Here is a 24,286-nt window from a genome sequence, read left to right as displayed (position 1 = left end):
GCGAATGAGCAAGCAAGGTTATGAGCAAATCGGTGTTGCGATGACATGCAGAAGCTTCGAGGAGTATGTTAAAATGTTTGGTTTGCAGCTATCGGATCTGGAGATTGGTTCCGTTCTGGATGTAGCTGCAGGAGGTTCCTCCTTTACAGCGGAGGCAAACGAAAGAGGATATTCGGCATTTGCCGTTGATCCGCGCTATGGTGCTGGGATTGAAGAGTGGATCAAAGAGGCAAAGCAGGAGATTGATACATCTACAGCCAAGCTTGCCAAAGTGAAAGACCATTTCGACTGGAGCTATTATGGCTCGCTTGAAAATCACCGAGCAAGCCGCGAGGAGTCTATTCAGCGATTTGCTGCTCATGTACGGGATCATAAAGCGGCCAATCATTATGTTTATGGGAAGCTGCCTGAGCTGCCATTTCCCGATGATCAGTTTTCGCTCGTGCTTTGCAGTCATTTTATGTTTTTGTATGCAGATCAATTCGGATATGAATTTCACATAAAAGCTATATTAGAGCTGATGCGAATTTGCAAGTCAGGTGGACAAATACGTATTTATCCGCTTATTACGCTTAATTGGGAGCCTTACCCTAATCTTGAACAGTTAATGGACGTGATTTCATCAAATAAAGGCAGGGTGGAGCTGCCTTCTTCGTATCTCCCATTTATTCCCAAGTCTAGTCACTATTTGAAAATTCAAGTGTAATTGCTTTTTGTTTTCCAGATAGATATAATAATTTTATTCGCCTATATGTAAGAGGCGGTAATATTTAGGAGGTTGTTAAAATGAAAGGTACAGTTAAATGGTTTAATGCGGAGAAAGGCTACGGCTTTATCCAAACAGAGGGTGGAGAAGATGTATTCGTCCATTTCTCTGCGATTCAAAGTGATGGGTTCAAATCTTTAGATGAAGGGCAAGCGGTCGAATTCGACATTACTGAGGGTAACCGCGGAGCTCAAGCGGCCAACGTCACTAAAGCATAGTAAAAATGTGCGAATGAACGATTGAAGAGGCTCCCTGGCGACAGGGAGTCTTTTTACGTTACTGTATGATTTTGTTAAAAGGTTACGTGATACTTACAAATAGGTGACTTTACATAACGGCCGTTTGCGCTCGCTTTCATTGACCAGGACCTACCTGCGGTGATAAACTGTTGCTTGGAAACTTTGTCAGGGGAGCGAGCATAATGAAATTTAAATTGTTCAAAGACCGTAAAGGTAAGGCCGATCAGGCTAAAAATAACAAGTTCGTTAAGCTCGGACGTGAAATTTACGTTCAAGCGCGCAGAGGCGGGCCAAATCCGGACGCCAACTTCGGTCTGAAGACGGCCATTGCCAATGCTAGAGCAGAGCAAATGCCGAACGATAATATCGAGCGGGCGATCAAGAAGGCTGCAGGCGCTGGTGACGGCGTTGAGTACGAGGACATTATGTATGAAGGCTATGGCCCTGGCGGTGTAGCAATCATGGTTAAATGCTTGACAGACAATCGCAACCGTACCGCTGCTGATGTTCGGTCCGTATTCAACAAACGCGGCGGCAACATGGGCGAGAGCGGCTGCGTAGGCTATATGTTCGATCATAAGGGACTGCTTGTTGTGGATCGTGAAGTTCATGAGACCGATGAGGATTCCATGATGATGATCGCGCTTGAAGCTGGCGCTGAGGACGTTGTCGTCAATGATGACAGCTTTGAAATTTTAACGCACCCGCATGAGTTTGAGCAGGTGAAGAACGCGCTGGAGAAGGATGGCTATACATTCGTCAATGCCGGCGTTCGCTGGCTGCCGCAAAATATCGTCAAGGTAGAAGGCGAAAACGCGGATAAGCTGCTTAAGATGATGGATGCTTTTGAAGACAATGACGATGTTCAGGATGTTTATTCTAATTTCGAAATTGCGGAATAAGACGACTCTCATATAAGGCAACAGGGCTGCTCCCTTCGTGTGTTGCACACGCAGAAGGAAGCAGCCCTGTTTTTTTTCTAATGGATTATAAACGATCTGTTCGACTGAAATAGTACTGGGCAAGGAAGGCTGCCGCTGCGACGATCGCAAAGCCCGCACCCATGCGGAAGAACGTTTCGCGGCCAAATTGCTCATAAACAAAGCCGCCGAACATCCCGCTGATTACACCGGCAAGTCCTATCCAGACGACTGAATAAACGGCTTGCCCGGAAGCGCGGAACTCATCTGGTATAAGATGCGACAGGTAGCGAAGCGCTGTCGAGAAATAAATGCCAAACGAGATGCTGTGCATCGCTTGCGTTGCGATAACCCAGCGCGGATCTTGAATATCGCTAAGCAGCCATAGCCTAACCGCATACATAATGGATGCGATCATAAGCAGCGGAAGCTCCTTGAATTTATGCCCGTATTTGCCGAGTAGAAACAGAATTGGAATTTCGCTCAAAGCAGACACCAGCCATGCAAGTCCGACAAGCGAGTCGCTGGCGCCCATTTGACGCATCATAACGGCAAGAAAGCCCTCGTACATCCGGTGAGGGATGGATATCGTCAAAATGATTAAAAAGAACAAGAGCACATCGCGCTGGCGCAGCAGCTTAAAGAAGCCGGAGAAGTCGATCTTGCGGGCGCTTCCTTGGTAATCCTTAATTCGTGTTGTCAGAATAAGCGTGATAGCAATTGTGAAAAGGGCAAGCGGCAGCGTCCATTTCGAGCCTACTTCTTTTAAAATGAGTCCGAACGAATACGCGGTAACCGCAAAGCCAAGCGATCCAAATATACGTATCAGTGCGTAAGGCGTTCCGGTATACTGGCTGGATAATAGCAGCAAGCTGTCGCTCAGCGGGTTTATTGGTGTCTGAAAAAAATAAAAGCCCATCATGACAAGGCATACAAGCGCAAAGTTCTCTATAGGAAATAACAGCGATATCATAACAAGCTGGCCAAACAAGAGCAGCATCAACAGCTTTTTGATCGTCCTGTACTTGTCGCTTGCCATGCCGAGGATGATGTTGGCGAAGATCGATATAAACGGTCCTGTTGAATAAATGATGCCGATTTGCTGCTCTGAAAAGCCTCTATCCAGAAAATACAGCGGGATAAAGGAGACGACCATTGCCGCCGTAGAATAGGCAGAGAAGCTAAAGACGCGCAGTGAAAATGTCTCCTTGCGAGCTGTCGAAGAGCGCTCTACTTTGGCAATATCTGGTGTATCCATCGTTGAATGCTCACTCCATCTCTATCTTAAATAATATGCATATCAGTATAGCATGGATTAGCAATCGGACCAATGAGATTTGAAGCTGGATTATTATGATTCGAAATGGTACATTTAGAGGTGGAGGTTTACAATGGGAGCTTATCGTTTTGACTGGAATGAACGGCTTCGGATCCGTATTCCCGTGCTGGAAATGGAATGGGAGCAGTATGAAACAACTGTGCAGCTTACGATCGTTGAGCAGTGGGAGCTTATACGCGGAACGATTCCTGATCGCGTCATGGAACTTGAACAGTTCATCAACGTGAAGCAAGCTCAGCTGTTTGAAGAAGATAGCTTTGAGCAATCCTGTATACTAAACTATGAAATTGCCGATTATGCAAGCAGGATTAACGATCTTCATATTTGGTATCGCATCGATCAGCAATTAGAATCACGCCGACATTCATGAACATGTTTTCGAGGAGGGGTGCGTCGTGAGATTGACGACTTTATCTGGCAAACGGGTGCCGCAGAGTCCGCTTAGGCTCATGCATCGCGTATATAAGTATGTGCTGCCTGCAGTGGACCGAGAGCTCGAGGGGCTACGTCTTCTCGCGCAGCAAATACCTGATGCGGAGCTTCGAACGCAGGCTTTGAGCAGTATGGATAGCAAAAAGTTTCATTGCCAAGGCGGCGGCGTATATGCGGCTGCGAATCTGGAGCGCAGACATGTGCTCATTCCGCTTATTGTTGCTTTGCAGACGATAAGCGACTACTTGGACAACCTTTGCGATCGAAGCACCTCACTTGATCCGGATGATTTTCGATTATTGCATCAATCGATGCTTGATGCCGTCAATCCCGAAGCAAAGCTTCAGGATTATTATGCATTTCGTAGTGAAAAGGACGATGGCGGTTATTTGCATCATCTTGTTCGCACTTGCCAGCTTCAAATCGCGCACCTGCCATCTTATAGAAGCGTGCAGGAGTATGTAACCGGGCTGGTAGGCTTGTATGGCGATTTGCAGGTGTACAAGCATATTCATAAGGATTTGCGCGAGGAGCATCTGCTTGCATGGTGGGAGCTGCATCGCAGCGATTACCCTAATCTGCAATGGAATGAATTTGCTGCGGCAACAGGCTCGACCCTTGGCATGTTTATGCTTTTTTTAGCGGCGAGCGAAGACCAGTTATCAGAGCAGGATGCAGCCTCGATCAAAAACATTTACTTTCCGCATGTATGCGGCCTCCATATCTTGCTCGATTATTTAATCGATCAGGAAGAGGACCATGCAGGCGGCGATCTAAATTTTTGCAATTATTATGATAATGAAGGTCTGCTTGTTGAGCGTCTCGGAACCATCGTGAACCGCGCGCGTGAGGATGTGAAGCAGCTTCCTGCTTCCCGTTTTCATCGTTTGATTATTGAAGGGCTGCTGGCCTTGTATTTATCAGACCCGAAGGTCCGCCACCAGGCGGATGTTAGAGATGTATCGAGGAGGCTAATGAAGAACAGTCCGATAACACGCCTGTTTTTCCTTATAAACAGCATCTGGATTCGGAAGCAACAGGCTTAACTATAAATGAAAAATGTGGAGGAATGGAACATGTCTGCAGTCAAATCAATCGCAGTACTGACAAGCGGAGGAGATTCGCAAGGTATGAACGCAGCCGTTCGTGCTGTCGTAAGAAGCGCACTATTTTATGGATTAGATGTCTATGGGGTACAGAGAGGCTATCAAGGGCTTATTAATGATGATTTGCGCCAAATGGATTTGAGAAGCGTAGGCGATATCATCCAACGAGGCGGCACTATTTTGCAAACGGCTAGATGCAAGGAGTTTGTTACCGCTGAAGGACAGCAGCGCGGCGCTGAAGTGCTGCGTGCAAGAGGCATCGACGGCTTGGTCGTTATTGGCGGCGACGGCTCCTATCAAGGCGCTAACAAGCTAAGCAAGCTTGGCATCAAGACGATGGGCCTGCCAGGAACGATTGACAACGATATCCCGTTCACAGACATCACGATCGGCTTTGACACTGCGGTAAGCATCGTTGTTGACGCGATTAACAAGATCCGCGATACGATGTCCTCGCATGAGCGCTCGTCGATCGTTGAGGTTATGGGGCGTCACTGCGGAGATATCGCGCTTCACGCTGGTCTAGCGAGCGGCGCTGAAACGATTCTTGTGCCGGAGGTTCCGTTTGAGCTGACAGAGGTTGCCGAGCGTATGAAAACGAACTTTGCCAAAGGGAAGCGCCATAGTATTATTGTTGTCGCCGAAGGCGCTGGCAAAGGCGAGGATGTCGCACAGCAAATTACATCACACTGCGGAATTGAACCGCGCGTAACGGTGCTCGGCCACATTCAGCGCGGCGGAACGCCAACGGCAATCGACCGTATTTTGGCAAGCCGTCTTGGCGACTTTGCAGTAAGACAGCTTATGAATGGTGACTCAGGCAAAGCTTGCGGCGTTGTGCGCGGTGAGCTGGTTACAACAGATATCGATACCGTGGTAAATACGAAGAAGCCTTTTGACATGTCCATGTACGATTTGGCTCTTCGTTTATCCCAGTAATTTAAGTGAGCAGCGCAGATGATCATTGCTGTCATCGCTCAAATAACAACATCCAAAAAAAGTCCACCAACGCTTTCAAAGCGCAGGTGGACTTTTTTGATGTAGAGGCTGTTTATTTGTACGCAACGCCCGGCGAATATTTATTGCCAGCATTCCAGAGCAGGTACTCCTTAACTCCCGTATCCTGCAGAGCTTTGATTTGTGCTTCTACCTCGGCCTTGCCATATTTGATGAAGTGGCCGCTGCCTAGCCAGCTCGCTGTGAAATCCTGAATCCAAGGGCGGATGATCGGCTTTAGCTCTACGATAGGATCGAGCTTCTTGTGTGTATCGAGCATCGCCCCTTTAATGGTCTCGTACGGGCTGCGATCGGGGTCTTTCTGTTTAAACCACCCTGTACTGTAGTGGCTGGGATAAATCATAGGCGAAATGACATGTACATCATTCGATATTTTCACGAAGTCCTGCCCGATTCCTTCGGCTGCCGGCACGGATGCGGCATATCCAAAAATATCGACCGAGACACGAACGCCAAGCGGCTCAAGCTGCTCACGCGCGTATTTTACGAAGCCTGCAACTGCGTCAACCCTGCTTTGCTCCGTTTTGCTGAAGGTGAGGGAGGCTGCTTTATTCTCAAAACCCTCCGGAAATCGCACATAGTCAAATTGGATTTCCTTAAAGCCCAGTCTAGCCGCTTCCTTTGCAACGGCGATGTTGTAATTCCAAACTTCCTTGCGATAAGGATTAACGAAGCTTTCGCCTCTGCCGTTTTTCCATATCGTTCCATCTTGATGGAGGAAGGACAGCTCCGGCTGTTTGCGGGCAAGTACGGTATCTTTGAACACGACGATTCTTGCAATCGGATAAATTTTGTGCTGCTTAAGCGTCATCATCATTTGATTGATGTCTCTTATATATTTCTTGGAAGCACCGACCTCCAGCAGCTCAGGAGTCGTTGTAGGATATGTAATGTACCCGTTATCATCTTTGATATCAATTACCATACTGTTTAAATCGGTATCATCCAACAGTTTCAATAAAGATGCCATGCGCGCGCCGCCCGCGCTGTGGGCTGTTACATAGATGCCTTTTATCGGCGGAGTATCCGGCTGTGGATCCTTCTTGATCTGGCCAGCTTCAGATGCTCCTGGATTTTTGCCCCCGGCCAAAGTCGAATCCGGTTGAATAATGGTGTGTCCAGCTGCGGAATTCAGGTAGGCAATTGCAAGCTGCTTGGCTGCGGAACTTTCTTCTCCGCTTCCTGTGAGCAAGCTGTACAGTAGCAGTAAGGTTGAAATGATGATGTCCATTTTGCTCTCTCCCCGTTAGCTATTCTGTTCAAATTATAAAGCAGATGGCATGCTGGGTCATTAACTTTTTTGATGGAATACCAAAGTATATGTGTCAAATGAGCAAGAAAGGATCATTTTGTTTGTGGATTTTTGGTACATAACAGTTGTGTTTTTACAGAGGATATATTTGAAAAAAAACAAAAAGCCAGTCGGATAAATCTCGACTGGCGCATAAATAATCCGTTTGTCCCGCATTGTCATTGTAACAAAGCTTCTCTCTGCTGATTGCAAATACTGTGCTGCACAATTTCCATTGCGTCTGCGGGTTCAAGCAAGGCTAGACCGTCGCGCAGCACGATGCTGATGTCCAATTCACGTGCAGTAAGAAAAGGACTAAGCTCTGGGGCAAGCTTCTCTACAATTTGAGACAATTTGACCGTTTCCATATCCATTGAGCATCACCCTTTCATATCGAATGTTTAGGGGAAATCATATGGCAAGAAACCAAAGCTACGGGATACAAACATTATATCAGGATCATTTTCAAAAACATAGGGATACTGTGCAAAATCCATTCCTGCGTATATGGATTAGTCTTTTGGCTTCGAAAAGTCGCCAATGACGCCCACCGTTTCCACGATGTTAATGAATGCATGCGGGTCGATTGTGGTTATCGTTTTGCTAAGCTCTGCTATTTCGTATTTTGTTCTTACAGTCATCAGCATATCGCGTTCAGCCGATGAATATGCACCGCGTGTTTTGATTATGGTAATGCCGCGCGGGTGCAGGAGCAGCTTCGCAAGAAGCTCATCGGTCTTAGTCGTGATGATAAAGGCTGTTAGCTTAATATGCCTCACATGAATGAGATCTACTACTTTTCCAGCGGAAAAAATGGCGACAAGCGAGTACAGGGCAGAATTCCAATTGTTTGTGAACAAAACGAGCAGGGCGATGACAACGCCATTTAATATAAAGATAATCATCCCAACAGGCAAATCGCGCCTGCGCGTAACGATTGAGGCAATAATATCGAAGCCCCCCGAGGAGCCGCCATAGCGCATCGCAAGGCCGCTTCCGAAGCCAATGATAATGCCTCCAAAAACGGAGCCAAGCACGATGTCATCGACTATTTTGATGATAGGAAGGAGCTGCAGAAACAAGGTGGACGAGATGACGGTATAGATGCTCCAAATAATAAACCGATGGCCAACTACGAACCATCCCCATAAGAGTACCGGTAAGTTGAGAATGAAATAAAGCCATCCGATATTTCCGCCGGATATATAGCCAATCATCATAGAAATACCGGATATTCCGCCGGCCAGCAACTGATGCGGAATGAGGAATAGATTGAAGCCAAGCGCAATAAGGAAGGCTCCTGCCGTCATAACCGGCACCGTATAAAGGTAACGCAGGGAGTGCGGATTCATGGCAATCGCTCCAATGCAACCGACGTATCTGTTTGCTTTATTTTGTCACGATTAGTATGGCTTTAATTGGTTCGCTGGTATTCATGAATGATTGTGTGCTATAATGATTTGGATATTCTTAAGTAAGCTGCAGATAAAAGGAGTTTGAGAAAAGTTTGAAAACATTTGCTGAATTTGGCTTGGAACCAAAAGTGTTGCAAGCAATTACCGAACTTGGATTCGAGGAATCTACCCCGATTCAAGACAAAGCGATCCCTATTGCTATGGCTGGGCAAGATTTAATTGGCCAAGCACAGACGGGTACAGGAAAGACAGCGGCATTCGGAATTCCGCTCATTAACAAAATTCCGACAAGCGAGGAACGCATTGTCGCATTAATAATGACGCCAACCCGTGAACTCGCTATTCAAGTGGCTGACGAGATCGGGAAGTTAACTCGATTCAAAGGTCTTCGCTCGTTGCCGATTTATGGTGGACAAGAAATTGGTCGTCAAATCCGTGCATTGAAGAAGAAGCCTCAAATTATTATTGGTACACCTGGTCGTTTGCTTGACCACATCAACCGCAAGACGATTCGTCTTGAAGATGTGCAAACGGTTATCTTGGATGAAGCGGATGAAATGCTTGACATGGGCTTCATGGAGGACATTCAATCCATCCTGAAGCAAGTGCCAGAAGAGCGTCACACGATGCTGTTCTCCGCTACAATGCCAGCTAACATTCAGAAGCTTGCACAGCAATTTCTGAAAAACCCAGAGCATGTTTCGGTTATTCCGAAACAAATCACAGCACCGCTTATCGAGCAATCTTACATTGAAGTGCATGAGCGCCAGAAGTTCGAAGCGCTTAGCCGTTTGCTCGATATGGAATCACCTGAGCTTGCAATCATCTTCGGCCGTACAAAACGCCGGGTTGATGAGCTAAGCGAAGCGCTTCAAAAGCGTGGTTACACTGCTGACGGTTTGCATGGCGATTTGTCACAAAACCAACGGGATAGCGTAATGCGCAAATTCCGTGACGGCAGCATCGATGTACTGGTAGCAACTGACGTTGCTGCACGTGGTCTCGATGTATCTGGCGTAACGCATGTTATCAACTTTGACCTTCCGCAGGATCCTGAGAGCTACGTTCACCGCATCGGTCGTACGGGCCGTGCAGGTAAAGAAGGTACAGCTTGGTCATTCGTAACGCCGCGCGAGACAGATCACCTGCATTTCATCGAGAAAGTTACGCGTCAGAAGATGAACCGCAAGCCGCTTCCAAGCATTGCAGAAGCGATTGAAGGCAAACAACGCATAACGGCAGAGCGTCTTCTTGAAGTCGTTCAAAACGAGGAGTTCTCGGAATACAAAGCGATTTCCATTCAATTGCTTGAGCAATATGATTCCGTTCACCTGCTTTCCGCAGCAATTAAATTGCTGACTGGCGAGAAGAAAAACGTAGAAATCGAATTGACTCCGGAAGATCCGCTTCGCGCTAAGAAACGCAAGCCGGACATTCGCTCGAACGGTCGTCCATTTAATCGCAGCGGCTCTTCCTCTTCATACGGCGGCAACCGCAGCGGCGGCACTGGCGGCAGCGGCGGAGGTTATCGCGGTCGCGATGACAGACGCAGCAGCGGCGGCAGCAGCACTGGCGGCAGCTCGCGCGGTGGCTATGAGTCTCGTGGCGGCAGCAGCGGCGGTTACGGCGGCAAGAGAAGCAGCGAAGGACGTACTGAAAACCGTCGTCCAAAAAGCTCTTCCGATGGCAGCGTAAATAACTAATTTAGCTTTACCCATGTGATTTCCAAAAAAAACCGAGGAAGTCCGTATCCCTAACGGGCATCCGGTCGTCCTCGGTTCTTTTATTGTTAATCTTGGCAACAATTGGATTTACTGAGAAATGCATTTAGAATAAACATAACGAGATTGCAACCTGTAGAGGTACATTAACCGAGCTGCGAGAGTATTGCGGCAACCACTTTTTGAACTTCATAAGTAGTGAAGGCTGAGGCTTTATATCTTTTGTGAATAGGTTCATGCCGTTTAGATGCTAGCCTAGGAAGCAGAAATTGGGCGGTTACATGTCACTATGCAAGTTGATCTGGTGGGAGTAATCTTACTTTTCTGGAGGCAGATATCCGATGGAACCAAGAGGGCTAATGGGTGGGTTTTACCGAATTTCCGAATGGATTATGCGGTTATCGGTTATCAATGTATTATGGTTGGTCTGTTCAATTCCATTCCTTTTCTTCGCGTTGGGATTGTTTTTTTCACAGGATGTCAGTCAAATGTATTCCGCTCTTATTGCAATGGCGGTCGTTGCGCCGTTTACCTTGTTCCCAGCTACTGCAGCCATGTTTGCGGTTGCCCGCAAATGGGTAATGGGTGAAGGCGATGTCCCGTTGTTCAAAACTTTTTTCCGCGGCTACAAAGAAAACTATAAGCAAAGCATGCTTGGCGGTATTATTTATACGGTACTGCTGGCGATTATGGTTGTTGATTTCATCGTATATCGTGAGCAATTGAATTTGCTTTCGTACATCTTTATTGCTTTTCTAGTGCTGCTGATTGTATCGCTATTTAATTTTTTCTCTATGCTTGTCCATTATCATATGAAAACGTTTCAATTGCTGAAAAATGCCGTTCTCATTACAATCGGCAAGCCTTTCCGTTCCCTATCTACAGCAATTATGAGCGGTGCGGTTATGTATTTCAGCTCGAAGTTTACGTTTCTTATTCCTTTCTTTATGGGCAGTATTATCGCTTACTTGGCATTCTGGAACTTCCATTTGATTTACCAGAAGCTGCAGGATCAAGCGGAGAAAGCGCGTTTGGCGGAGGAGGAAGAGGCGGAGAAGGCTGCTGAGCTTGACCGTATCGATCTCGTTAAGGATGATTCGAGCGGGTCCAGTAAATAACAGTCGGTCAAAGTTTACTTTTTCTTTTGTTAGGTCTATAATAGCAATACCTCCTGCGATGCTCGTTACGGCTTTACGCTGTTTTGAACCAATGGCTGTTTCACGGGAGACCAATATCGAAGCGTAGCTGACATGCCCCCGAAAGGGGACCTCAAAAGCGGTTCTGCGGTCACCCACCTGCGTAAGCGGGTTCAGAAACATGTGAGTCGGACGGCATAGGCGGGTTCTCATTTTCAAATGAAGAGCATTTGCTGGTTAAATCCAGTGATAGCTCTTTTTTCATGGGACAAATCATGGTATTATATAGAGTAATGTACATAGATGCCGGAGGGGGAGATCGTTGTTGTTGAAGCGGACCTTGATCGGGCTACTGCGCAGTCATGAACAGACTGGTGACAAAGCCAAGGATCCAATGCTCAAATCTCATTTCTACAAGCTTTCCAAAGACAAGGCTTGGGAAGAAGTGATATCGACTCTTAAGAAGATGCAAGGTTATAAAGTGCTGCATGAGGTGCAATCCGTTGGTGAAATTGTACTGGAGAAGCGCACGGCATTTGGAAGAACGATGGACATTACGGTTTCCGTGATTAGCGTTAATCCGCTGCAATCGGCAGTCGATATTTATTCAGCATCCCGCGGCTCACTCGGGGATCTTGGTTCTAATTACAGAGTCATTCTGGATTTGTACCGTACACTTGATAAGAAGCTTGCAGCCTTTAAAGTTAATAGTTAATACATAAACAAAGCGAGGAAGGATGTCCTTCACTCGCTTTGTTTGCAATCTGTGTATTTGTGAGCTCAATAAAATAAGGATTATACGAGCGCTTTGACTGCGTTGATCGCTTCTTCATAATTCGGGTGCTCTGTCATTTCCGGCAAGTATTCCACGTACTGGATCGTGTCGTTCGCATCGATTACGAAGATTGAACGTTGGTCAAGTCCAAGCTCTTTAATGTATACGCCATACGAATCGCCAAAGCTGTGTGCTTTGTAGTCAGATAGCAATACAACTTTGTCGATGCCTGCAGCACCGCACCAGCGTGCTTGCGCGAAAGGAAGGTCAACGCTTACCGTAAGTACAGCAACGTTGTCGCCAAGCGAACCGGCAGCTTCATTGAAACGACGAGTTTGCGCGTCGCAAACGCCTGTATCGATGGAAGGCACAACGCTGATTAATTTGATTTTACCAGCGAAATCCTTAAGGGATACGTTTTCTACGAGCGATTTGTTAAGGCTGAAATCAGGAGCTTTGTCCCCAACTTTCAATTCTGGTCCAACTAATGTGATCGGATTGCCCTTGAAAGTGGCAGCTCCATTACGTTCTTGTGTCATGTGAAAATTTCCTCCTCTAAATGGATTGGTGGTCAATACCAAATTTATTATAATCGTTACGAAACGACCTTGTCCAATTGTTGGAGAGAAAAGGGGTTGAAGCAATGATTTTTTTGCGGTATGAGAGCTTTCGTTCTTACTTAAAGCTTTATCCCGTTACATCTGCGTTGATTGCTTTAAATATTATATATTTTATTGTGATTGCTGTGAACGGTGATCCTAATAGTGCATCGCATGCTTATAAATTCGGTGCATTTGCGACCAATGTGGAGTTTGATCCGTATGGTACGGATGAGCCGTGGCGTTATGTATCGTCGATCTTCATGCATTCAGGCATTGAGCATTTGCTCTATAATATGTTTGCATTGCTTGTGTTCGCACCGCCGCTGGAGCGTCTTCTCAATAGTGTCAGGTATGCCATTTATTATTTGCTTTGCGGCATTGCAGGTAATGCGATGAGCGCTGCCTTGAATGTTATTGAAGGTGATCCAACTAGCCACATAGGTGTAGGGGCCTCAGGAGCGATTTACGGCATTTACGGTGCGTTTCTGTATATTTCCTTGTTCCGAAAGTCGCAGCTTGATGAGAGCTCGCGTAAAACGGTATACACGATATTGATTTTTGGAGTTGTTTATTCCTTTCTTGTGCCGAGGATTGATTTGTGGGCGCATGTTGGAGGCGCATTAGCCGGCTTCCTTCTTTACCGCGTATTCGATCGATTGAAGACGCGTAGAAATAGCGCGTAGAATGAAAATTATGTATATACGGGAGAGAATCTAACCGGTATGGAACTTCGTCAGCTTCATTACTTCGTGAAAGTAGCAAAAAAAGAACATGTTACACAGGCGGCCGAAGAGCTGCATGTGGCGCAGTCGGCAGTGAGCCGGCAAATCCACCAGCTTGAGGAAGAGCTTGGTGTGAAGCTATTCGTTCAAAAAGGAAGAAACCTGCAGCTTACGCCAGTCGGCCAGCTTTTCCTAAAGCGCGCGGAAGTCATATTGGCTGATTTGGAACGTGCTGTCATTGAAATACATGAATTTTTGGACCCTGAGAAGGGTGAGATTAGACTTGGCTTTCCTCATAGTTTGGGGATCTCGTTAATCCCGCAGGTCGTTGCAGCCTTTCGCAAGCTTCACCCGAATGTGAAATTTCGATTTAAGCAGGGGATGTATCCTTCGCTTATTCGTGACATGATCAAAGGGGAGATCGATTTGGCGTTTATTTCTCCATTTCCAGATGAGCATGAATTCGTCTGTGGGGAAGTGCTTCTTACGGAAGAGCTGTATGCGATATTGCCGCCAGGTCATCGTTTGTCAGATATGGAGTCCATTGAGCTGAAGGAGCTGGAGAATGAGACTTTCGTCTTGTTCAGAGAGGGCTATTCCCTTCGGCCAATCGTTTGGGAAGCCTGCCAGACAGCAGGGTTTACGCCGCAAATTGGCTTTGAAGGCGAAGAGACAGATACGATTCGCGGTCTGGTAGCGGCGGGCATGGGTGTGAGCTTGCTGCCGGAGATGGCGCTTCACTATACAGGTCCTTTGCAGCCAACGAAGGTTCGCGTGACTGAGCCACAGGTGACACGTACTATTGGTCTCATTCGCCGTTCGAATGAGAAGCTGCCGCTGGTTGCAAAGGTCTTCCATGGCTTTTTGCTTCGATATTTCCAAGAGGACCTTAAGTCGAAGAACGAATTAGACTAATTAAAGAAGGAGCTATTCCGATCAGTCATAATAGACTGATTTGGAACAGCTCCTTTTTTGTTATGCCTGAATGTTATTCTTGCCGGCTTCCGCCTACAAAAATTAAGATGTATCGAACAAGCTCGAGCAAGGACAAGAGGGCAGCCGCTACATAGGTTAATGCTGCAGCGTTAAGCACCTTGGCAACGCCGCGTTCCTCATCATTCGTAATGAAGCCTTCGGCGATCATGATGTCTCTTGCCCGATTGCTCGCATTAAACTCGACCGGAAGTGTAATCACTTGAAAGGCTACTGCGACCGAGAAGAAAATGATGCCCAGTCCGATTAGGTTCAATGCCGAGAATAGAATACCGGCGATGAATAGGAAAGGGGCAACGCCGGAAGCGAAGTTTACGACCGGGAATATGCGGTGGCGCAGTACTAGCATCGGATAATGCTCCGCATGCTGGATGGCATGGCCGACCTCGTGACAGGCGACTGAAACCGCTGAGATTGAATTTTCATAATAGACAGGCTCCGATAAACGTACGACACGGTGAATGGGATCGTAGTGGTCTGTGAGCGTGCCGCGTACTGGCTCGATTGGCACATCTTGCAGACCATTCGAATCGAGCATTCGTCTTGCTGCCTGATAGCCGGTTAAACCGCTGTTCGCTTGCACGCTAGTCCATTTCTTAAAGGTTCCTTTGACTCGGAATTGTGCCCAAATCGTTAATATAAAAGCGAGTACGATTAAAATGTAGATAAACGTCATTGAGTCATTCCTCCATTATATTGATGAAAGATAATCGCTACATGAGGGAGCTTTTGTTAATAAGAAGCATTAGAGCCTCTATGCAGGCTGCGGTCTGCGGCATGAGGCGGGTGTATAGGTGATTGGCTTGACGAGGTTTGAGCTTCTTAATGACGGGCTCAAGCTCCTTCACTTCCCGCTCCAGCTGGCTTAGATGATGCTGCAGATCCGTCAGCTTGCGGGAGACTTGCTCCTCTGGTGTAATTTTGCTCCAGCTTTCAATTTTGGTTTTTATCTCATCTAACGTATATTTATCTTTTTTCATCTGTTCAATACGTTCTAGACGCTGCAAGGTTTCATCGGCATAGAGACGATAGTTCTTGGCAGAACGCTCAGCAGGTTCTATTAAACCGATTGAAGTGTAATAGTCAATGGTTCGTGGGCTGATTTGAGACAGCTTGGCTAATTCTCCGATTCGATACATCTTTTTCATTTCCTCCATTCGTACAAAATATAAGAAAGTAAAATTCCGTTCATACCCTAAACTTATATTTTACCCGAAGCATGGTGCTGTGTCGCCATCACAAAATGTGGTGCTTCTGTTACCTCTAATGATAATGGTAAAGTTACCATACAGTCAAACGTGGTACATGCGGTGTAACCATCCTCAATTGATCCCACTATGAAATAAATATAAAATATTTTAACGCTTCTATTTATATCGTAATATAGCTCGTTTTTTATCTCGCAATTAAAGAGCGCCTACTCCTACTATACGATCACTATTAATTCAAGTAGGAATCTATGCCTATAAAAAGTGAAAATGCGAAGAATGAGCAGGTACAATAGGGTTTTTTTGTCCTGATTTGTTCAAATTCTTAACGTTCGTGTTAGATTTCATGTTGAATGTTTGATTTTTTTTGTGAATTTACATAAAACGTATTGTCAAATTGAGCACTACTGACTATAATGACATTAAGTCTTTCCTCTCATGTAAGGAAACATAACACTTAGGGAGTGGTCGTAATGATTAAGAAAACGATGTTAGCTTTAGGAATCTTCACCTTATTGTTTCCGGTAATGGCGTTTGCAGAGGATCCTTCCGCAGCAACGTTGAACATGGGTTTAAACTCGCTATGGGTTATGCTCTCATTCATTCTAGTTCTACTTATGCAAGGCGGATTTATTCTTCTTGAAACAGGTTCCACTCGAATGAAAAACGCGGGTCACGTTGCCGGCAAAACCATTTTCACAACTGGCTTGGCGGCACTTATTTATTGGGCATTTGGCTACGGCATTGCATTCGGCGGCGATAGTGGATTAAACGCCTTGTTCGGATGGGGCAACTTCTTCTTCGATCCAGCAGTAGCTGCTGGTGATGGCGAGAATTATCCAAGCACTGTATTCTTCTTGTTCCAACTAGCATTTGCAGCGGTTTCCCTATCCATCGCATGGGGCGGTTTCGCAGAGAGAGCAAAGCTTTCCTCTTATATCGTATTTACAGTATTTTTTATCGCAATCATTTATCCGGTTGTTGCTCACTGGATCTGGGGCGGCGGCTGGCTTGCTGAAGACGGAGCGCAAGACTTTGCAGGCTCCACTGTTGTTCACTTAACGGGTGCACTTGCAGCATTTGCGGCAACCGTATTACTTAAACCGCGTATCGGTAAATTTAACAAAGACGGCTCCGCTAATGAAATTTTAGGACATAACCAAGTGTTTACTGCACTTTCCGTATTGCTTCTATGGGTTGGCTGGTTCGGTTTCAACGCAGGCAGTACAGTAGCTATCGGCGACGGATTCTTCGGATATGTAGCTTTCAACACGATGCTTGGAGCAGGCGCAGGCGGCGTGGCAGCACTTCTTATTTCTTGGGCTGTTACAGGAAAAGCGGACATTACTGCAATGCTTAACGGTACGCTTGCGGGTCTAGTAGCTATTACAGCATCTTGCGCATTTGTCGATCCTTGGGCAGCGGTTGTTATTGGTCTTGTAGCTGGCGTTCTCGTATTCTACAGCGTGAAGTTCTTCGAAAAAATCAAAGTGGATGATCCAATCTATGCTTTGTCTGTTCACGGCGCAGCTGGTGTCTGGGGTACGCTTGCTAATGGTATCTTCGCTACTCAAGCGCTTGCTGATAAAGTTGGCATAGGTACAGGCGGTTTGATCGACACAGGAAGCTGGAAGCAACTTTGGGTACAATTCGAATCCGTTGTAGTCGTTGGAGCATTCGTGCTTGCAGCTTCGTTCCTTATCCTTGGAGTTATGAAACTTATCATGGGCTTCCGCGTTACGGAAGAGCAAGAAATTATCGGTCTTGACCTTAGTGAGCATGGGGCTTATGGTTATCCTGAGCAAATGAAAAAAGCAGGTCAAAACATTCAATGATAATGGATTGGTCATGATATACTGACCGAAGGGAGAGGCGTCGCATGAGTGATCCGGTGCGTTTGCAGCTTCTCAAGCAGATTGGCTCAGCTGATCATGTGGAAGGGCTGCGAGGCTTGCGGGATCAAGTACACGAGCAGATGGAAGCTCTTCTCCCAACGCGTCCGGTCGAACAATTTAATGAACAATTGAATGAGGTGCACGATGCGGTAATTCAACGCGCGATCATCCTCGCAGAAGCGGAAATGGCACGGTTGGGGAATGGTTCTCCCCCCGTGCCTTACGCATATTTATTGTTCGGCAGCGGCGGTCGGAAAGAGCAGACATTGTCAAGCGATCAAGACAGCGGAGTTGTCTACCAGGATCCAGTGGCTGATTCAGCGGAAGTGAAAATTTATTTTAAAGAGCTATGTGAGCTTGTTGTATTCAATCTTCAGAAGGTAGGATACCCGCCTTGTGAAGGGAATGTGCTGAGCAGCAATCCGGAATGGTGCTTATCATTGTCGGAGTGGGGCGCTAAGCTGGATCATTGGTTTGAGGAGCCGGCATGGGAAGCGGTTAGATATTTGCTCATCATCGCGGATGGACGATGCGTTTATGGCGAACATCGACTGGTTGATGAGTTAAAGGACTTCTTTTTTACGGATATGCTTAACCACCCGATCATCCTGCAGCGCATGCTGGATAATACGATGCGCCATAAGGTGCTGCTAGGTTTTTTTGGCCAATTGCTGAAGGAGCAGTATGGGGAAGATGCTGGCAGCTTGGATATCAAATATGGCGCTTATATCCCTATGGTGAATTCGATTAGGCTTTTGGCTGTTCAAGTAGGCATTCGGGAAACTTCAACGCTGGAGCGAATTAAAATGCTTGTCCAAGCGGGTAAGATGTCTAACGAGGATGCTGCCGTTTACGATCAAGCGTTTCGGATTTTTCTGAGACTTCGGTTAATGACAACCGAGCAGAATGGCGATGGCTTATATGCCAATAATGGCAAGCTATCGAGCCGAAAGCTGACGAAGGAAATGACCGATGAATTAAAGAGTGGTCTGCGTCTAGGCAAGAAGCTGCAGCGAGCGGTATTCAAGCAAACAATGGGCAGGCTTATGTAGGGCGGTGGAGAAATGAAGGAGCAAAAAGGCGTCGGTCGTATGTGGAACCTATACAAAATGGGAGGATTTACGCCTGCCATCGCTTCTATGTTAGGCTCGCAAAATGCGCAGCAAATGGCGTTTATTCGGAACGTCAACAAAGAGCAGCGCAAGCAATCCATGTTCGACATGCCGCTTCGAGAGCTTGAGGTTGTCGTATTTGATCTTGAAACAACGGGCTTCTATCCAACAAATGGCGATGAGATCATTTCCTTTGGAGCTGTATTGCTGCGAGATGGCGAGATCGTGGAAGGGGAGTCGTTCTACAGTCTAGTCAATCCAAAGCGGAGAATTCCAAAGGCGATTATTGAATTGACGGGCATTACGAATGAAATGGTTCAGGATGCGCCTGATTTGATGCAGGTGCTTCATGGTTTTATGGAGTTTGTAGGCAGACGCCTCCTTATTGCACATGCTTCTGGTCATGACAAGCAGTTTCTAAATGCTGCGCTTTGGAGAACTTCGAAGGTGAATTTAAACCACAGAGTGCTGGATACGATGATGGTGGCGAAATGGCTGGAGCCGAACCTTGAAGGGTACAGCCTCGATGAGCTGCTGGAAAGCTGCTGTATCCCTATTACGGAGCGGCATCATGCCCTGCAAGATTCGATTATGACGGCTAAGCTGTGGCAAAACTATTTGGCGCGGATATTGGAGAGAAACATAAATACGCTTGGTGATCTGTACGCTTATTTAAGCAAGCACTAGCTGCAGCGGAATGAACGTTCCTTGTGAGAGGCGATAGGGCTTAACATAAGGGGCTTCGCTGTTTTGCAATGAGACAATCCAATAGGAAAGCTCGGATGCGGGCAGGAAGCCTTCCGTGTCTCTAGAAGACGGAATGGCTTCTGTTCGCGGATGGGAGTGAAATAAACCGACAATCGATTGTCGGTTTTTTTGCATGTCATAAAAGGCTGCTGTCCACTCTTCCGGATCAAAGGCGAACGAGTGAGCAGGATCGAGATGTATATTTTTTATCGGAATGATCGTATCAATAACTTGAGCGTTTGCTTCATCAGTCAGATCTGAGGAGGGGAATGAGTCTCGATCGCTGCTTGCAACGATCCCGCATGCCTCATATGGCTTGGCATCCAAACAAATTTGTATTAGCTGCTCAAATGCCGATTTGGTTATAAAGCCCTTCGATTGCTGTTCTGTCATCGTACAGCCTCCCTGTTTCGAAACGGATAAAATAAGTATACCGGAATAAAACGGGGTGCGCTAACATTTGCGGGCAATGCAACAGGCAGGACAATATTTGGTTTGGGGTATGAATGGAAGCATGATAACCGACAATAGATTTAGGTCCTGTTTGAGAATTAAGACAGAGGGCTCCTGGTTAAACGTGACGATTTTATGGCTAATATGCCCCGCGCCTTGAGCTTCCATACGGTGAATGATACCATGAAGCCATACTGAATAATGATATTGCGAGAGAAGGAAGATACTTTATGAAACGCATTATAGCGCTTTTTACAATTGCATTCGTGTTTGCTGGCTTAGCTGTATTCCAATATAAAAATGATGATCCTAATTCGGTTACGATAGCAGCTCCTGCCGATGGCTTTAAGCCCAAGGCGGGATTTGAGGCGACAGCCTTCAAGCTTCCGGCACTTGACGAGCAGTCCTATGAGGTGGGCGGTAAGCAAGGCAAGCTTACTTTCGTTAACTTTTGGGCTTCCTGGTGCGGACCTTGCGAGCTGGAAGCACCGGATCTGCAGCGGCTTCATGAGCAGTATGGAGATGTGATTAAGCTTTATGGCGTCAATGCTACGAAGTACGATAAAGAACGGGCGGCTAGAGATTTTGTGAATGAGCATGAGTTTACATTTCCGATTCTGATGGATCGCAATGGCGATGTAACGAAGCAGTACAAGGTGGATACATTTCCGACAACGTTCCTTATCGATAGCGAAGGCGTCATAAGAGAGCGGATCAATGGCGTCATTACCTATGAAGAATGGCAACGTCTCATTGAGAAGTGGATGTAACAGGCGAAAAAAAGGCTGGCAGCATGTCAATTGTTGACGTGCTGCCAGCCTTTTTGTAGTTTAATGATTCACGAGTCCCATTCGATCTAATGGATCAACATGCGCGCTATCTACTTTATCCATGCCTAGCAGGGCGTAGCGAATGCTGTCGACAAGTGCTTCCCAGCTTGCCTCAATAACGTTGCTGGAGACGCCTACCGTGCTCCATGTATTATCGAGCCCAGTCGATTCGATAAGAACACGTACCTTACCGGCTGTAGCGTCCTTCTCGTCGATTACACGGACTTTATAATCGGACAGATGGATTTGTTCAATCTTCGGATAAAACTGCACCAGCGCCTTGCGCAGGGCGTTATCGAGGGCGTTGACCGGTCCGTTGCCTTCAGCAGCTGTATAAACCTGTTGTCCGCCGACGTTGATTTTGACGATTGCTTCGGAAATCATTAGGCCATTCGTTTTTTCTACGAGCATCTTGAACGATTCAACCTTGAAAACTTCCTTAACCTCGCCGCCGAATGCTTCGCGAAGCAGCAGCTCCATAGAAGCGTCGGCTCCCTCGAATTGATATCCTTGATGCTCAAGCTCTTTGATCTGATCCATAATAAGCTTTGTTTTCTCGTTGTTCGCCGTAACATCAAGCCCAAGTTCCTTGGCTTTTGAAATGATGTTGCTTTGGCCAGCAAGCTCAGAGACGAGTATACGCTGCTTATTTCCAACAAGCTCAGGCTGAATATGCTCATAGGTTTTGGAGTCTTTCATGATCGCGGAGACATGAATGCCGCCTTTGTGGGCAAATGCGGCATTGCCGACATAAGCTTGGCCAACGGGCATATGCACATTCGCGATTTCACTAACATAACGGGCCGTTCCGGTTAGAGTGCGCAGCTTTTCCTCCGGCAGCACATCGTAATTCATCTTAATTTGGAGAGTAGGTATGATCGAGCATAGGTTGGCATTGCCGCAGCGCTCGCCGTAGCCGTTAATCGTGCCTTGAACCTGGCGTGCGCCAGCTCCTACAGCAGCCAGTGAGTTTGCAACGGCAAGCTCACAATCATTATGCGTATGAATGCCGATTGGCGCTGTAAGCTCCTGCTTCACGCGCGTTACGATATCGTGGATTTCATTCGGAAGCGTACCGCCGTTTGTATCACAAAGAACGAGCCAATTCGCGCCGGCATCCTGCGCTTTCTTTAGTACGGAGATGGCGTATTCCGGATTGTTTTTGTAGCCGTCAAAAAAGTGCTCTGCATCAAACAACGCTTCCATGCCGTTATGCTTCAGAAATGCGATGGAATCATAAATCATCGACAGGTTTTCCTCGAGCGTCGTTTGCAGGGCGGTATGTACATGGAAGTCCCATGATTTGCCTACAAGCGTAGCTGCCGGTACGCCGGATTCAGCAATGCGGACAAGGCTGGCATCCTGCTCAGCTAGACTATTTTTGCGACGAGTGCTGCCGAAAGCGGTGATCTTGGCATTTAGGCTAAATGATTTGATCCGTTGGAAAAATTCAATATCCTTGCTGTTGCTTCCTGGATTGCCGCCCTCGATATAATGAACGCCCAACGCATCGAGCTTCTGGGCAATTTTTAACTTGTCATCCGCCGACAGGCTGATCCCTTCACCTTGTGTACCGTCACGCAGCGTCGTATCAAATATGGAAATGTTTGTTGTCATAAACGGGACGCCTCCTTCACTAATAGCCTTTTTTAGCCTTTTCGAATCATAATGTACAATTATAACACTTGTCACAATGAAAGTAGAGAGGGTGGTATTATTTTTTGTCCGCTTTTTCGAGCTTCGTTGACTTGGCCCTATTGCAATTGTATGCTGGGGATGATTAAGCTTATGTGGGCAATTTGCTTCGAATAGGCGGTGCTTTTGAATGATAATGAAAAATGTGAATGAGCATTATCCGGCTAAAGGCCGCGTAATCATTCATTTGGATATGAATGCCTTCTACTGTTCCGTGCATGAAGCAGAGGAACCTGAGAAATATAAGAATAAGCCGACTGCGGTTTCGGGCAGCGTTGAGCAGCGCAAGGGAATTCTCGTCACCTGCTCGTATTCGGCAAGGAGCAAAGGGATCAAGACCGGCATGACCGTTAGACAGGCACTTAAATTATGCCCCGAGCTTATATTAATAAAGCCGGATTTTAATTTATACCGCAAATACTCACACGGTTTCATGGCCATTGCCAGACAATACACGCCGCTGGTAGAGGCGGTTTCCATCGATGAGTGCTACATGGATATTACCGGATCAAAGATGTTTGGCTCACCTCTGGAAATAGCAGAGGCGCTTCAACAGCGCATTATGTCCGAATGGTCGCTCCCATGCTCGATTGGACTTGCTCCGAACAAACTGCTGGCGAAGATGGCTTCCGATATGAAGAAGCCGAACGGCTTAACCGTATTGCGCATTCGAGATGTGAAGAGCGTGCTGTGGGATAAATCATGCGATACGTTATTCGGAATCGGGAAAAAAACGGCCGATAAGCTGGCGAAGCTCAACATACGCACGATTGGGCAGTTGGCTGAATCAGACGAAATGATGCTGAATAAGCATTTTGGCGTGGTCGGATCTTGGATGAAATCGGCTGCGCACGGGCTGGATTACTCAGAAGTCAATCCGAATAGGGAGAGAAATAAATCAATCGGACATACAACGACGCTTCCAAGCGACATAACCGCTCGCGAGGACGTTTACCGCGTCCTGCTTAATTTAGCCGATCAAACCGGGCGCAGGCTGCGGAGACAGAAGCTTGTTGCTACAACCGTTCAGATTACGATCCGAAAGCCGGATATGACGACGATCGCCCGCTCCCAAACGCTTGCTGCGCCTTCGCAAGAATCGGAAGATTTCTATAGAGAAGCGTGCAGGCTGTACGATCGGCATTGGAAAACGCGCGAACCGATTCGGCTGCTTGGCATTACGCTCCAAAACTTGACGCTGCTCGAAGAAACAGCCTTGCAGCTGGATTTATTCAGTTATGAGCAGCAGCCCCGCAAGGAGGCGCTTACTCAGGCGATGGATCGGCTCCGCGACAAGTATGGCGAGGATGCGGTTCTCACCGCTGGCATGCTGGGGGACGACCCTTCGACCTTAATTAGGAATAAACGAATTCGTGGTACATCCTTGCAAAAGGATGATAGTTTGTTATATATTGATGAGTGAAGCTTGACTGTACAGAGACGAGATTATTCCGTATATTTATTTAGGAGGGAATTTCCATGGGTAAGTTTACTTGGGTTGAAAAAGATACGTGCATCGCTTGTGGAGCTTGCGGAGCAACTGCACCTGACATTTATGATTATGATGACGAAGGTCTTGCAGAAGTTATTTATAAAGCAGATGGAAACACAGGCAATACTGAAATTCCAGAAGATTTATTTGACGATTTGCAGGATGCAGCCGACGGTTGTCCTACTGATTCGATCAAAATTGCAGATGTACCCTTTAATTACTAAATCATTGCAATAAAGAGAAGCTCTTCTTCGCTGGCACATGCTGCGGAGGGGAGCTTTTTTGTTCGTCTCACGCAGCGTAAAAAATAAAGCTGGGATACAATTGGGAAACGTTCCTGCCGATAAAGAGAGTAAACTGTTTGTTGGGAGGAATCAGGG

The 24,286-nt window shown here is 46.7% G+C and carries 26 protein-coding genes and 1 other RNA gene; 18 read left to right on the top strand and 9 right to left on the bottom strand.

Going from position 1 to position 24,286, the window contains the following annotated elements; all coding sequences use genetic code 11:
• Positions 1 to 4: 4 nt before the first annotated feature.
• From AC2TDN_RS04830 to AC2TDN_RS04820, 3 genes are all read left to right on the top strand, one after another.
• Positions 5 to 706, top strand: a complete 702-nt coding sequence (locus AC2TDN_RS04830) for a class I SAM-dependent methyltransferase (RefSeq protein WP_484687169.1) — start codon at positions 5 to 7, stop codon at positions 704 to 706.
• An 80-nt stretch (positions 707 to 786) separates the two neighbouring features.
• Positions 787 to 984 (top strand): cold shock domain-containing protein, encoded by a 198-nt coding sequence (locus AC2TDN_RS04825; RefSeq protein ID WP_482069438.1) that lies wholly within the window; start codon positions 787 to 789, stop codon positions 982 to 984.
• Between the two features lie 203 nt (positions 985 to 1,187).
• A complete protein-coding gene (locus AC2TDN_RS04820) occupies positions 1,188 to 1,907 on the top strand; it encodes a YebC/PmpR family DNA-binding transcriptional regulator (protein ID WP_484687168.1) in 720 nt (239 codons plus the stop codon).
• A gap of 85 nt (positions 1,908 to 1,992) precedes the next feature.
• On the opposite strand, the gene AC2TDN_RS04815 is transcribed toward AC2TDN_RS04820, so the two are convergent.
• A complete protein-coding gene (locus tag AC2TDN_RS04815) occupies positions 1,993 to 3,183 on the bottom strand; it encodes an MFS transporter (protein ID WP_484687167.1) in 1,191 nt (396 codons plus the stop codon).
• Between the two features lie 133 nt (positions 3,184 to 3,316).
• Here AC2TDN_RS04815 and AC2TDN_RS04810 point away from each other — a divergent pair, with 133 nt between their 5' ends.
• The 3 genes from AC2TDN_RS04810 to pfkA all read left to right on the top strand — a co-directional run bounded on the left by AC2TDN_RS04810 (position 3,317) and on the right by pfkA (position 5,741).
• Entirely contained in the window at positions 3,317 to 3,634 is a 318-nt protein-coding gene (locus AC2TDN_RS04810; protein WP_484687166.1) for a hypothetical protein, read from the top strand.
• Positions 3,635 to 3,713: 79 nt separating this feature from the next.
• Positions 3,714 to 4,742 carry a tetraprenyl-beta-curcumene synthase family protein gene (locus tag AC2TDN_RS04805; RefSeq protein WP_484687189.1) on the top strand — a complete coding sequence of 343 codons (1,029 nt, stop codon included), beginning with the start codon at positions 3,714 to 3,716 and terminating at the stop codon, positions 4,740 to 4,742.
• A 30-nt stretch (positions 4,743 to 4,772) separates the two neighbouring features.
• Positions 4,773 to 5,741, top strand: a complete 969-nt coding sequence (gene pfkA / locus AC2TDN_RS04800; RefSeq protein ID WP_482069434.1) for a 6-phosphofructokinase — start codon at positions 4,773 to 4,775, stop codon at positions 5,739 to 5,741.
• Positions 5,742 to 5,853: 112 nt separating this feature from the next.
• Here pfkA and AC2TDN_RS04795 read toward each other — a convergent pair whose 3' ends face one another.
• From AC2TDN_RS04795 to AC2TDN_RS04785, 3 genes are all read right to left on the bottom strand, one after another.
• Positions 5,854 to 7,050 (bottom strand): putative glycoside hydrolase, encoded by a 1,197-nt coding sequence (locus tag AC2TDN_RS04795; RefSeq protein ID WP_482069433.1) that lies wholly within the window; start codon positions 7,048 to 7,050, stop codon positions 5,854 to 5,856.
• Between the two features lie 239 nt (positions 7,051 to 7,289).
• Entirely contained in the window at positions 7,290 to 7,484 is a 195-nt protein-coding gene (locus AC2TDN_RS04790) for a hypothetical protein (RefSeq protein WP_053376908.1), read from the bottom strand.
• A 138-nt stretch (positions 7,485 to 7,622) separates the two neighbouring features.
• Positions 7,623 to 8,462, bottom strand: a complete 840-nt coding sequence (locus AC2TDN_RS04785) for a YitT family protein (RefSeq protein WP_484687165.1) — start codon at positions 8,460 to 8,462, stop codon at positions 7,623 to 7,625.
• A gap of 155 nt (positions 8,463 to 8,617) precedes the next feature.
• On the opposite strand from AC2TDN_RS04785, the gene cshA reads away from it, so the two are divergent.
• The 4 genes from cshA to AC2TDN_RS04765 all read left to right on the top strand — a co-directional run bounded on the left by cshA (position 8,618) and on the right by AC2TDN_RS04765 (position 12,097).
• A complete protein-coding gene (gene cshA / locus AC2TDN_RS04780; protein ID WP_482069431.1) occupies positions 8,618 to 10,228 on the top strand; it encodes a degradosome RNA helicase CshA in 1,611 nt (536 codons plus the stop codon).
• Between the two features lie 359 nt (positions 10,229 to 10,587).
• Positions 10,588 to 11,364 carry a YesL family protein gene (locus AC2TDN_RS04775; protein WP_484687164.1) on the top strand — a complete coding sequence of 259 codons (777 nt, stop codon included), beginning with the start codon at positions 10,588 to 10,590 and terminating at the stop codon, positions 11,362 to 11,364.
• Between the two features lie 47 nt (positions 11,365 to 11,411).
• Positions 11,412 to 11,594, top strand: a non-coding RNA gene (gene ssrS, locus AC2TDN_RS04770) — 6S RNA.
• 113 nt (positions 11,595 to 11,707) lie between these two features.
• The gene (locus tag AC2TDN_RS04765; RefSeq protein WP_169082043.1) at positions 11,708 to 12,097 is read left to right on the top strand and encodes a DUF1499 domain-containing protein; all 390 of its coding nucleotides are present in this window, start codon (positions 11,708 to 11,710) and stop codon (positions 12,095 to 12,097) included.
• An 80-nt stretch (positions 12,098 to 12,177) separates the two neighbouring features.
• Here the strand turns inward: AC2TDN_RS04765 and tpx are convergent, their stop codons facing one another.
• The gene (tpx, locus tag AC2TDN_RS04760) at positions 12,178 to 12,696 is read right to left on the bottom strand and encodes a thiol peroxidase (protein WP_482069429.1); all 519 of its coding nucleotides are present in this window, start codon (positions 12,694 to 12,696) and stop codon (positions 12,178 to 12,180) included.
• A 104-nt stretch (positions 12,697 to 12,800) separates the two neighbouring features.
• Here tpx and AC2TDN_RS04755 point away from each other — a divergent pair, with 104 nt between their 5' ends.
• Positions 12,801 to 13,442 (top strand): rhomboid family intramembrane serine protease, encoded by a 642-nt coding sequence (locus AC2TDN_RS04755; RefSeq protein ID WP_484687163.1) that lies wholly within the window; start codon positions 12,801 to 12,803, stop codon positions 13,440 to 13,442.
• Positions 13,443 to 13,481: 39 nt separating this feature from the next.
• Positions 13,482 to 14,396 (top strand): glutamate biosynthesis transcriptional regulator GltC, encoded by a 915-nt coding sequence (gltC, locus tag AC2TDN_RS04750; protein WP_482069427.1) that lies wholly within the window; start codon positions 13,482 to 13,484, stop codon positions 14,394 to 14,396.
• Positions 14,397 to 14,469: 73 nt separating this feature from the next.
• Here gltC and AC2TDN_RS04745 read toward each other — a convergent pair whose 3' ends face one another.
• Both AC2TDN_RS04745 and AC2TDN_RS04740 read right to left on the bottom strand, forming a co-directional pair.
• Positions 14,470 to 15,150 (bottom strand): zinc metallopeptidase, encoded by a 681-nt coding sequence (locus AC2TDN_RS04745; RefSeq protein WP_482069426.1) that lies wholly within the window; start codon positions 15,148 to 15,150, stop codon positions 14,470 to 14,472.
• A gap of 37 nt (positions 15,151 to 15,187) precedes the next feature.
• Positions 15,188 to 15,613 (bottom strand): MerR family transcriptional regulator, encoded by a 426-nt coding sequence (locus AC2TDN_RS04740; RefSeq protein ID WP_484687162.1) that lies wholly within the window; start codon positions 15,611 to 15,613, stop codon positions 15,188 to 15,190.
• 542 nt (positions 15,614 to 16,155) lie between these two features.
• Here AC2TDN_RS04740 and AC2TDN_RS04735 point away from each other — a divergent pair.
• The 3 genes from AC2TDN_RS04735 to AC2TDN_RS04725 are packed head-to-tail and all read left to right on the top strand — an operon-like array spanning position 16,156 to position 19,376.
• A complete protein-coding gene (locus AC2TDN_RS04735; protein ID WP_482069424.1) occupies positions 16,156 to 17,517 on the top strand; it encodes an ammonium transporter in 1,362 nt (453 codons plus the stop codon).
• Positions 17,518 to 17,561: 44 nt separating this feature from the next.
• On the top strand, positions 17,562 to 18,629 hold the full coding sequence (locus AC2TDN_RS04730; RefSeq protein WP_484687161.1) for a DUF294 nucleotidyltransferase-like domain-containing protein: 1,068 nt from the start codon (positions 17,562 to 17,564) through the stop codon (positions 18,627 to 18,629).
• Between the two features lie 12 nt (positions 18,630 to 18,641).
• Positions 18,642 to 19,376, top strand: coding sequence for an exonuclease domain-containing protein (locus AC2TDN_RS04725; protein ID WP_482069422.1), 735 nt, complete (start codon positions 18,642 to 18,644; stop codon positions 19,374 to 19,376).
• Here AC2TDN_RS04725 and AC2TDN_RS04720 read toward each other — a convergent pair.
• Positions 19,362 to 19,829: a M67 family metallopeptidase gene (locus tag AC2TDN_RS04720; protein ID WP_484687160.1), complete on the bottom strand. Its 468-nt coding sequence runs from the start codon at positions 19,827 to 19,829 to the stop codon at positions 19,362 to 19,364. The genes AC2TDN_RS04725 and AC2TDN_RS04720 overlap by 15 nt on opposite strands.
• Before the next feature lie 290 nt (positions 19,830 to 20,119).
• Between AC2TDN_RS04720 and AC2TDN_RS04715 the strand changes: the two genes are divergently transcribed.
• Positions 20,120 to 20,659, top strand: coding sequence for a TlpA family protein disulfide reductase (locus AC2TDN_RS04715; RefSeq protein ID WP_482069420.1), 540 nt, complete (start codon positions 20,120 to 20,122; stop codon positions 20,657 to 20,659).
• 60 nt (positions 20,660 to 20,719) lie between these two features.
• Here the strand turns inward: AC2TDN_RS04715 and cimA are convergent, their stop codons facing one another.
• Positions 20,720 to 22,336, bottom strand: a complete 1,617-nt coding sequence (gene cimA / locus AC2TDN_RS04710; RefSeq protein ID WP_482069419.1) for a citramalate synthase — start codon at positions 22,334 to 22,336, stop codon at positions 20,720 to 20,722.
• Between the two features lie 214 nt (positions 22,337 to 22,550).
• Between cimA and AC2TDN_RS04705 the strand changes: the two genes are divergently transcribed.
• Together AC2TDN_RS04705 and AC2TDN_RS04700 are read left to right on the top strand one after the other, a co-directional pair.
• Complete coding sequence (locus AC2TDN_RS04705) at positions 22,551 to 23,837, top strand: DNA polymerase IV (RefSeq protein ID WP_484687188.1); 1,287 nt, start codon at positions 22,551 to 22,553, stop codon at positions 23,835 to 23,837.
• A gap of 56 nt (positions 23,838 to 23,893) precedes the next feature.
• Complete coding sequence (locus tag AC2TDN_RS04700; protein ID WP_053376893.1) at positions 23,894 to 24,130, top strand: ferredoxin; 237 nt, start codon at positions 23,894 to 23,896, stop codon at positions 24,128 to 24,130.
• The last annotated feature ends 156 nt before the right edge of the window (positions 24,131 to 24,286 follow it).

This window comes from Paenibacillus sp. Y660, from assembly GCF_057221575.1.
The sequence above is the reverse complement of the archived record's forward strand: the minus strand, read 5'-3'. Positions and strand labels throughout refer to the sequence as shown.

What these genes read in the sequence shown, in the direction of transcription:
- AC2TDN_RS04795 (WP_482069433.1), bottom strand. Translation starts at nt 7,050, where the DNA reads ATGGACATCATCATTTCAACCTTACTGCTACTGTACAGCTTGCTCACA.
- AC2TDN_RS04785 (WP_484687165.1), bottom strand. Translation starts at nt 8,462, where the DNA reads ATGAATCCGCACTCCCTGCGTTACCTTTATACGGTGCCGGTTATGACG.
- AC2TDN_RS04825 (WP_482069438.1), top strand. Translation starts at nt 787, where the DNA reads ATGAAAGGTACAGTTAAATGGTTTAATGCGGAGAAAGGCTACGGCTTT.
- AC2TDN_RS04790 (WP_053376908.1), bottom strand. Translation starts at nt 7,484, where the DNA reads ATGGATATGGAAACGGTCAAATTGTCTCAAATTGTAGAGAAGCTTGCC.
- AC2TDN_RS04700 (WP_053376893.1), top strand. Translation starts at nt 23,894, where the DNA reads ATGGGTAAGTTTACTTGGGTTGAAAAAGATACGTGCATCGCTTGTGGA.
- AC2TDN_RS04730 (WP_484687161.1), top strand. Translation starts at nt 17,562, where the DNA reads ATGAGTGATCCGGTGCGTTTGCAGCTTCTCAAGCAGATTGGCTCAGCT.
- AC2TDN_RS04820 (WP_484687168.1), top strand. Translation starts at nt 1,188, where the DNA reads ATGAAATTTAAATTGTTCAAAGACCGTAAAGGTAAGGCCGATCAGGCT.
- AC2TDN_RS04755 (WP_484687163.1), top strand. Translation starts at nt 12,801, where the DNA reads ATGATTTTTTTGCGGTATGAGAGCTTTCGTTCTTACTTAAAGCTTTAT.
- AC2TDN_RS04720 (WP_484687160.1), bottom strand. Translation starts at nt 19,829, where the DNA reads ATGACAGAACAGCAATCGAAGGGCTTTATAACCAAATCGGCATTTGAG.
- AC2TDN_RS04705 (WP_484687188.1), top strand. Translation starts at nt 22,551, where the DNA reads ATGAAAAATGTGAATGAGCATTATCCGGCTAAAGGCCGCGTAATCATT.
- tpx (WP_482069429.1), bottom strand. Translation starts at nt 12,696, where the DNA reads ATGACACAAGAACGTAATGGAGCTGCCACTTTCAAGGGCAATCCGATC.
- AC2TDN_RS04815 (WP_484687167.1), bottom strand. Translation starts at nt 3,183, where the DNA reads ATGGATACACCAGATATTGCCAAAGTAGAGCGCTCTTCGACAGCTCGC.
- AC2TDN_RS04740 (WP_484687162.1), bottom strand. Translation starts at nt 15,613, where the DNA reads ATGTATCGAATCGGAGAATTAGCCAAGCTGTCTCAAATCAGCCCACGA.
- AC2TDN_RS04715 (WP_482069420.1), top strand. Translation starts at nt 20,120, where the DNA reads ATGAAACGCATTATAGCGCTTTTTACAATTGCATTCGTGTTTGCTGGC.
- cimA (WP_482069419.1), bottom strand. Translation starts at nt 22,336, where the DNA reads ATGACAACAAACATTTCCATATTTGATACGACGCTGCGTGACGGTACA.
- AC2TDN_RS04725 (WP_482069422.1), top strand. Translation starts at nt 18,642, where the DNA reads ATGAAGGAGCAAAAAGGCGTCGGTCGTATGTGGAACCTATACAAAATG.
- AC2TDN_RS04810 (WP_484687166.1), top strand. Translation starts at nt 3,317, where the DNA reads ATGGGAGCTTATCGTTTTGACTGGAATGAACGGCTTCGGATCCGTATT.
- AC2TDN_RS04805 (WP_484687189.1), top strand. Translation starts at nt 3,714, where the DNA reads ATGCATCGCGTATATAAGTATGTGCTGCCTGCAGTGGACCGAGAGCTC.
- gltC (WP_482069427.1), top strand. Translation starts at nt 13,482, where the DNA reads ATGGAACTTCGTCAGCTTCATTACTTCGTGAAAGTAGCAAAAAAAGAA.
- AC2TDN_RS04830 (WP_484687169.1), top strand. Translation starts at nt 5, where the DNA reads ATGAGCAAGCAAGGTTATGAGCAAATCGGTGTTGCGATGACATGCAGA.
- AC2TDN_RS04745 (WP_482069426.1), bottom strand. Translation starts at nt 15,150, where the DNA reads ATGACGTTTATCTACATTTTAATCGTACTCGCTTTTATATTAACGATT.
- pfkA (WP_482069434.1), top strand. Translation starts at nt 4,773, where the DNA reads ATGTCTGCAGTCAAATCAATCGCAGTACTGACAAGCGGAGGAGATTCG.
- AC2TDN_RS04775 (WP_484687164.1), top strand. Translation starts at nt 10,588, where the DNA reads ATGGAACCAAGAGGGCTAATGGGTGGGTTTTACCGAATTTCCGAATGG.
- AC2TDN_RS04735 (WP_482069424.1), top strand. Translation starts at nt 16,156, where the DNA reads ATGATTAAGAAAACGATGTTAGCTTTAGGAATCTTCACCTTATTGTTT.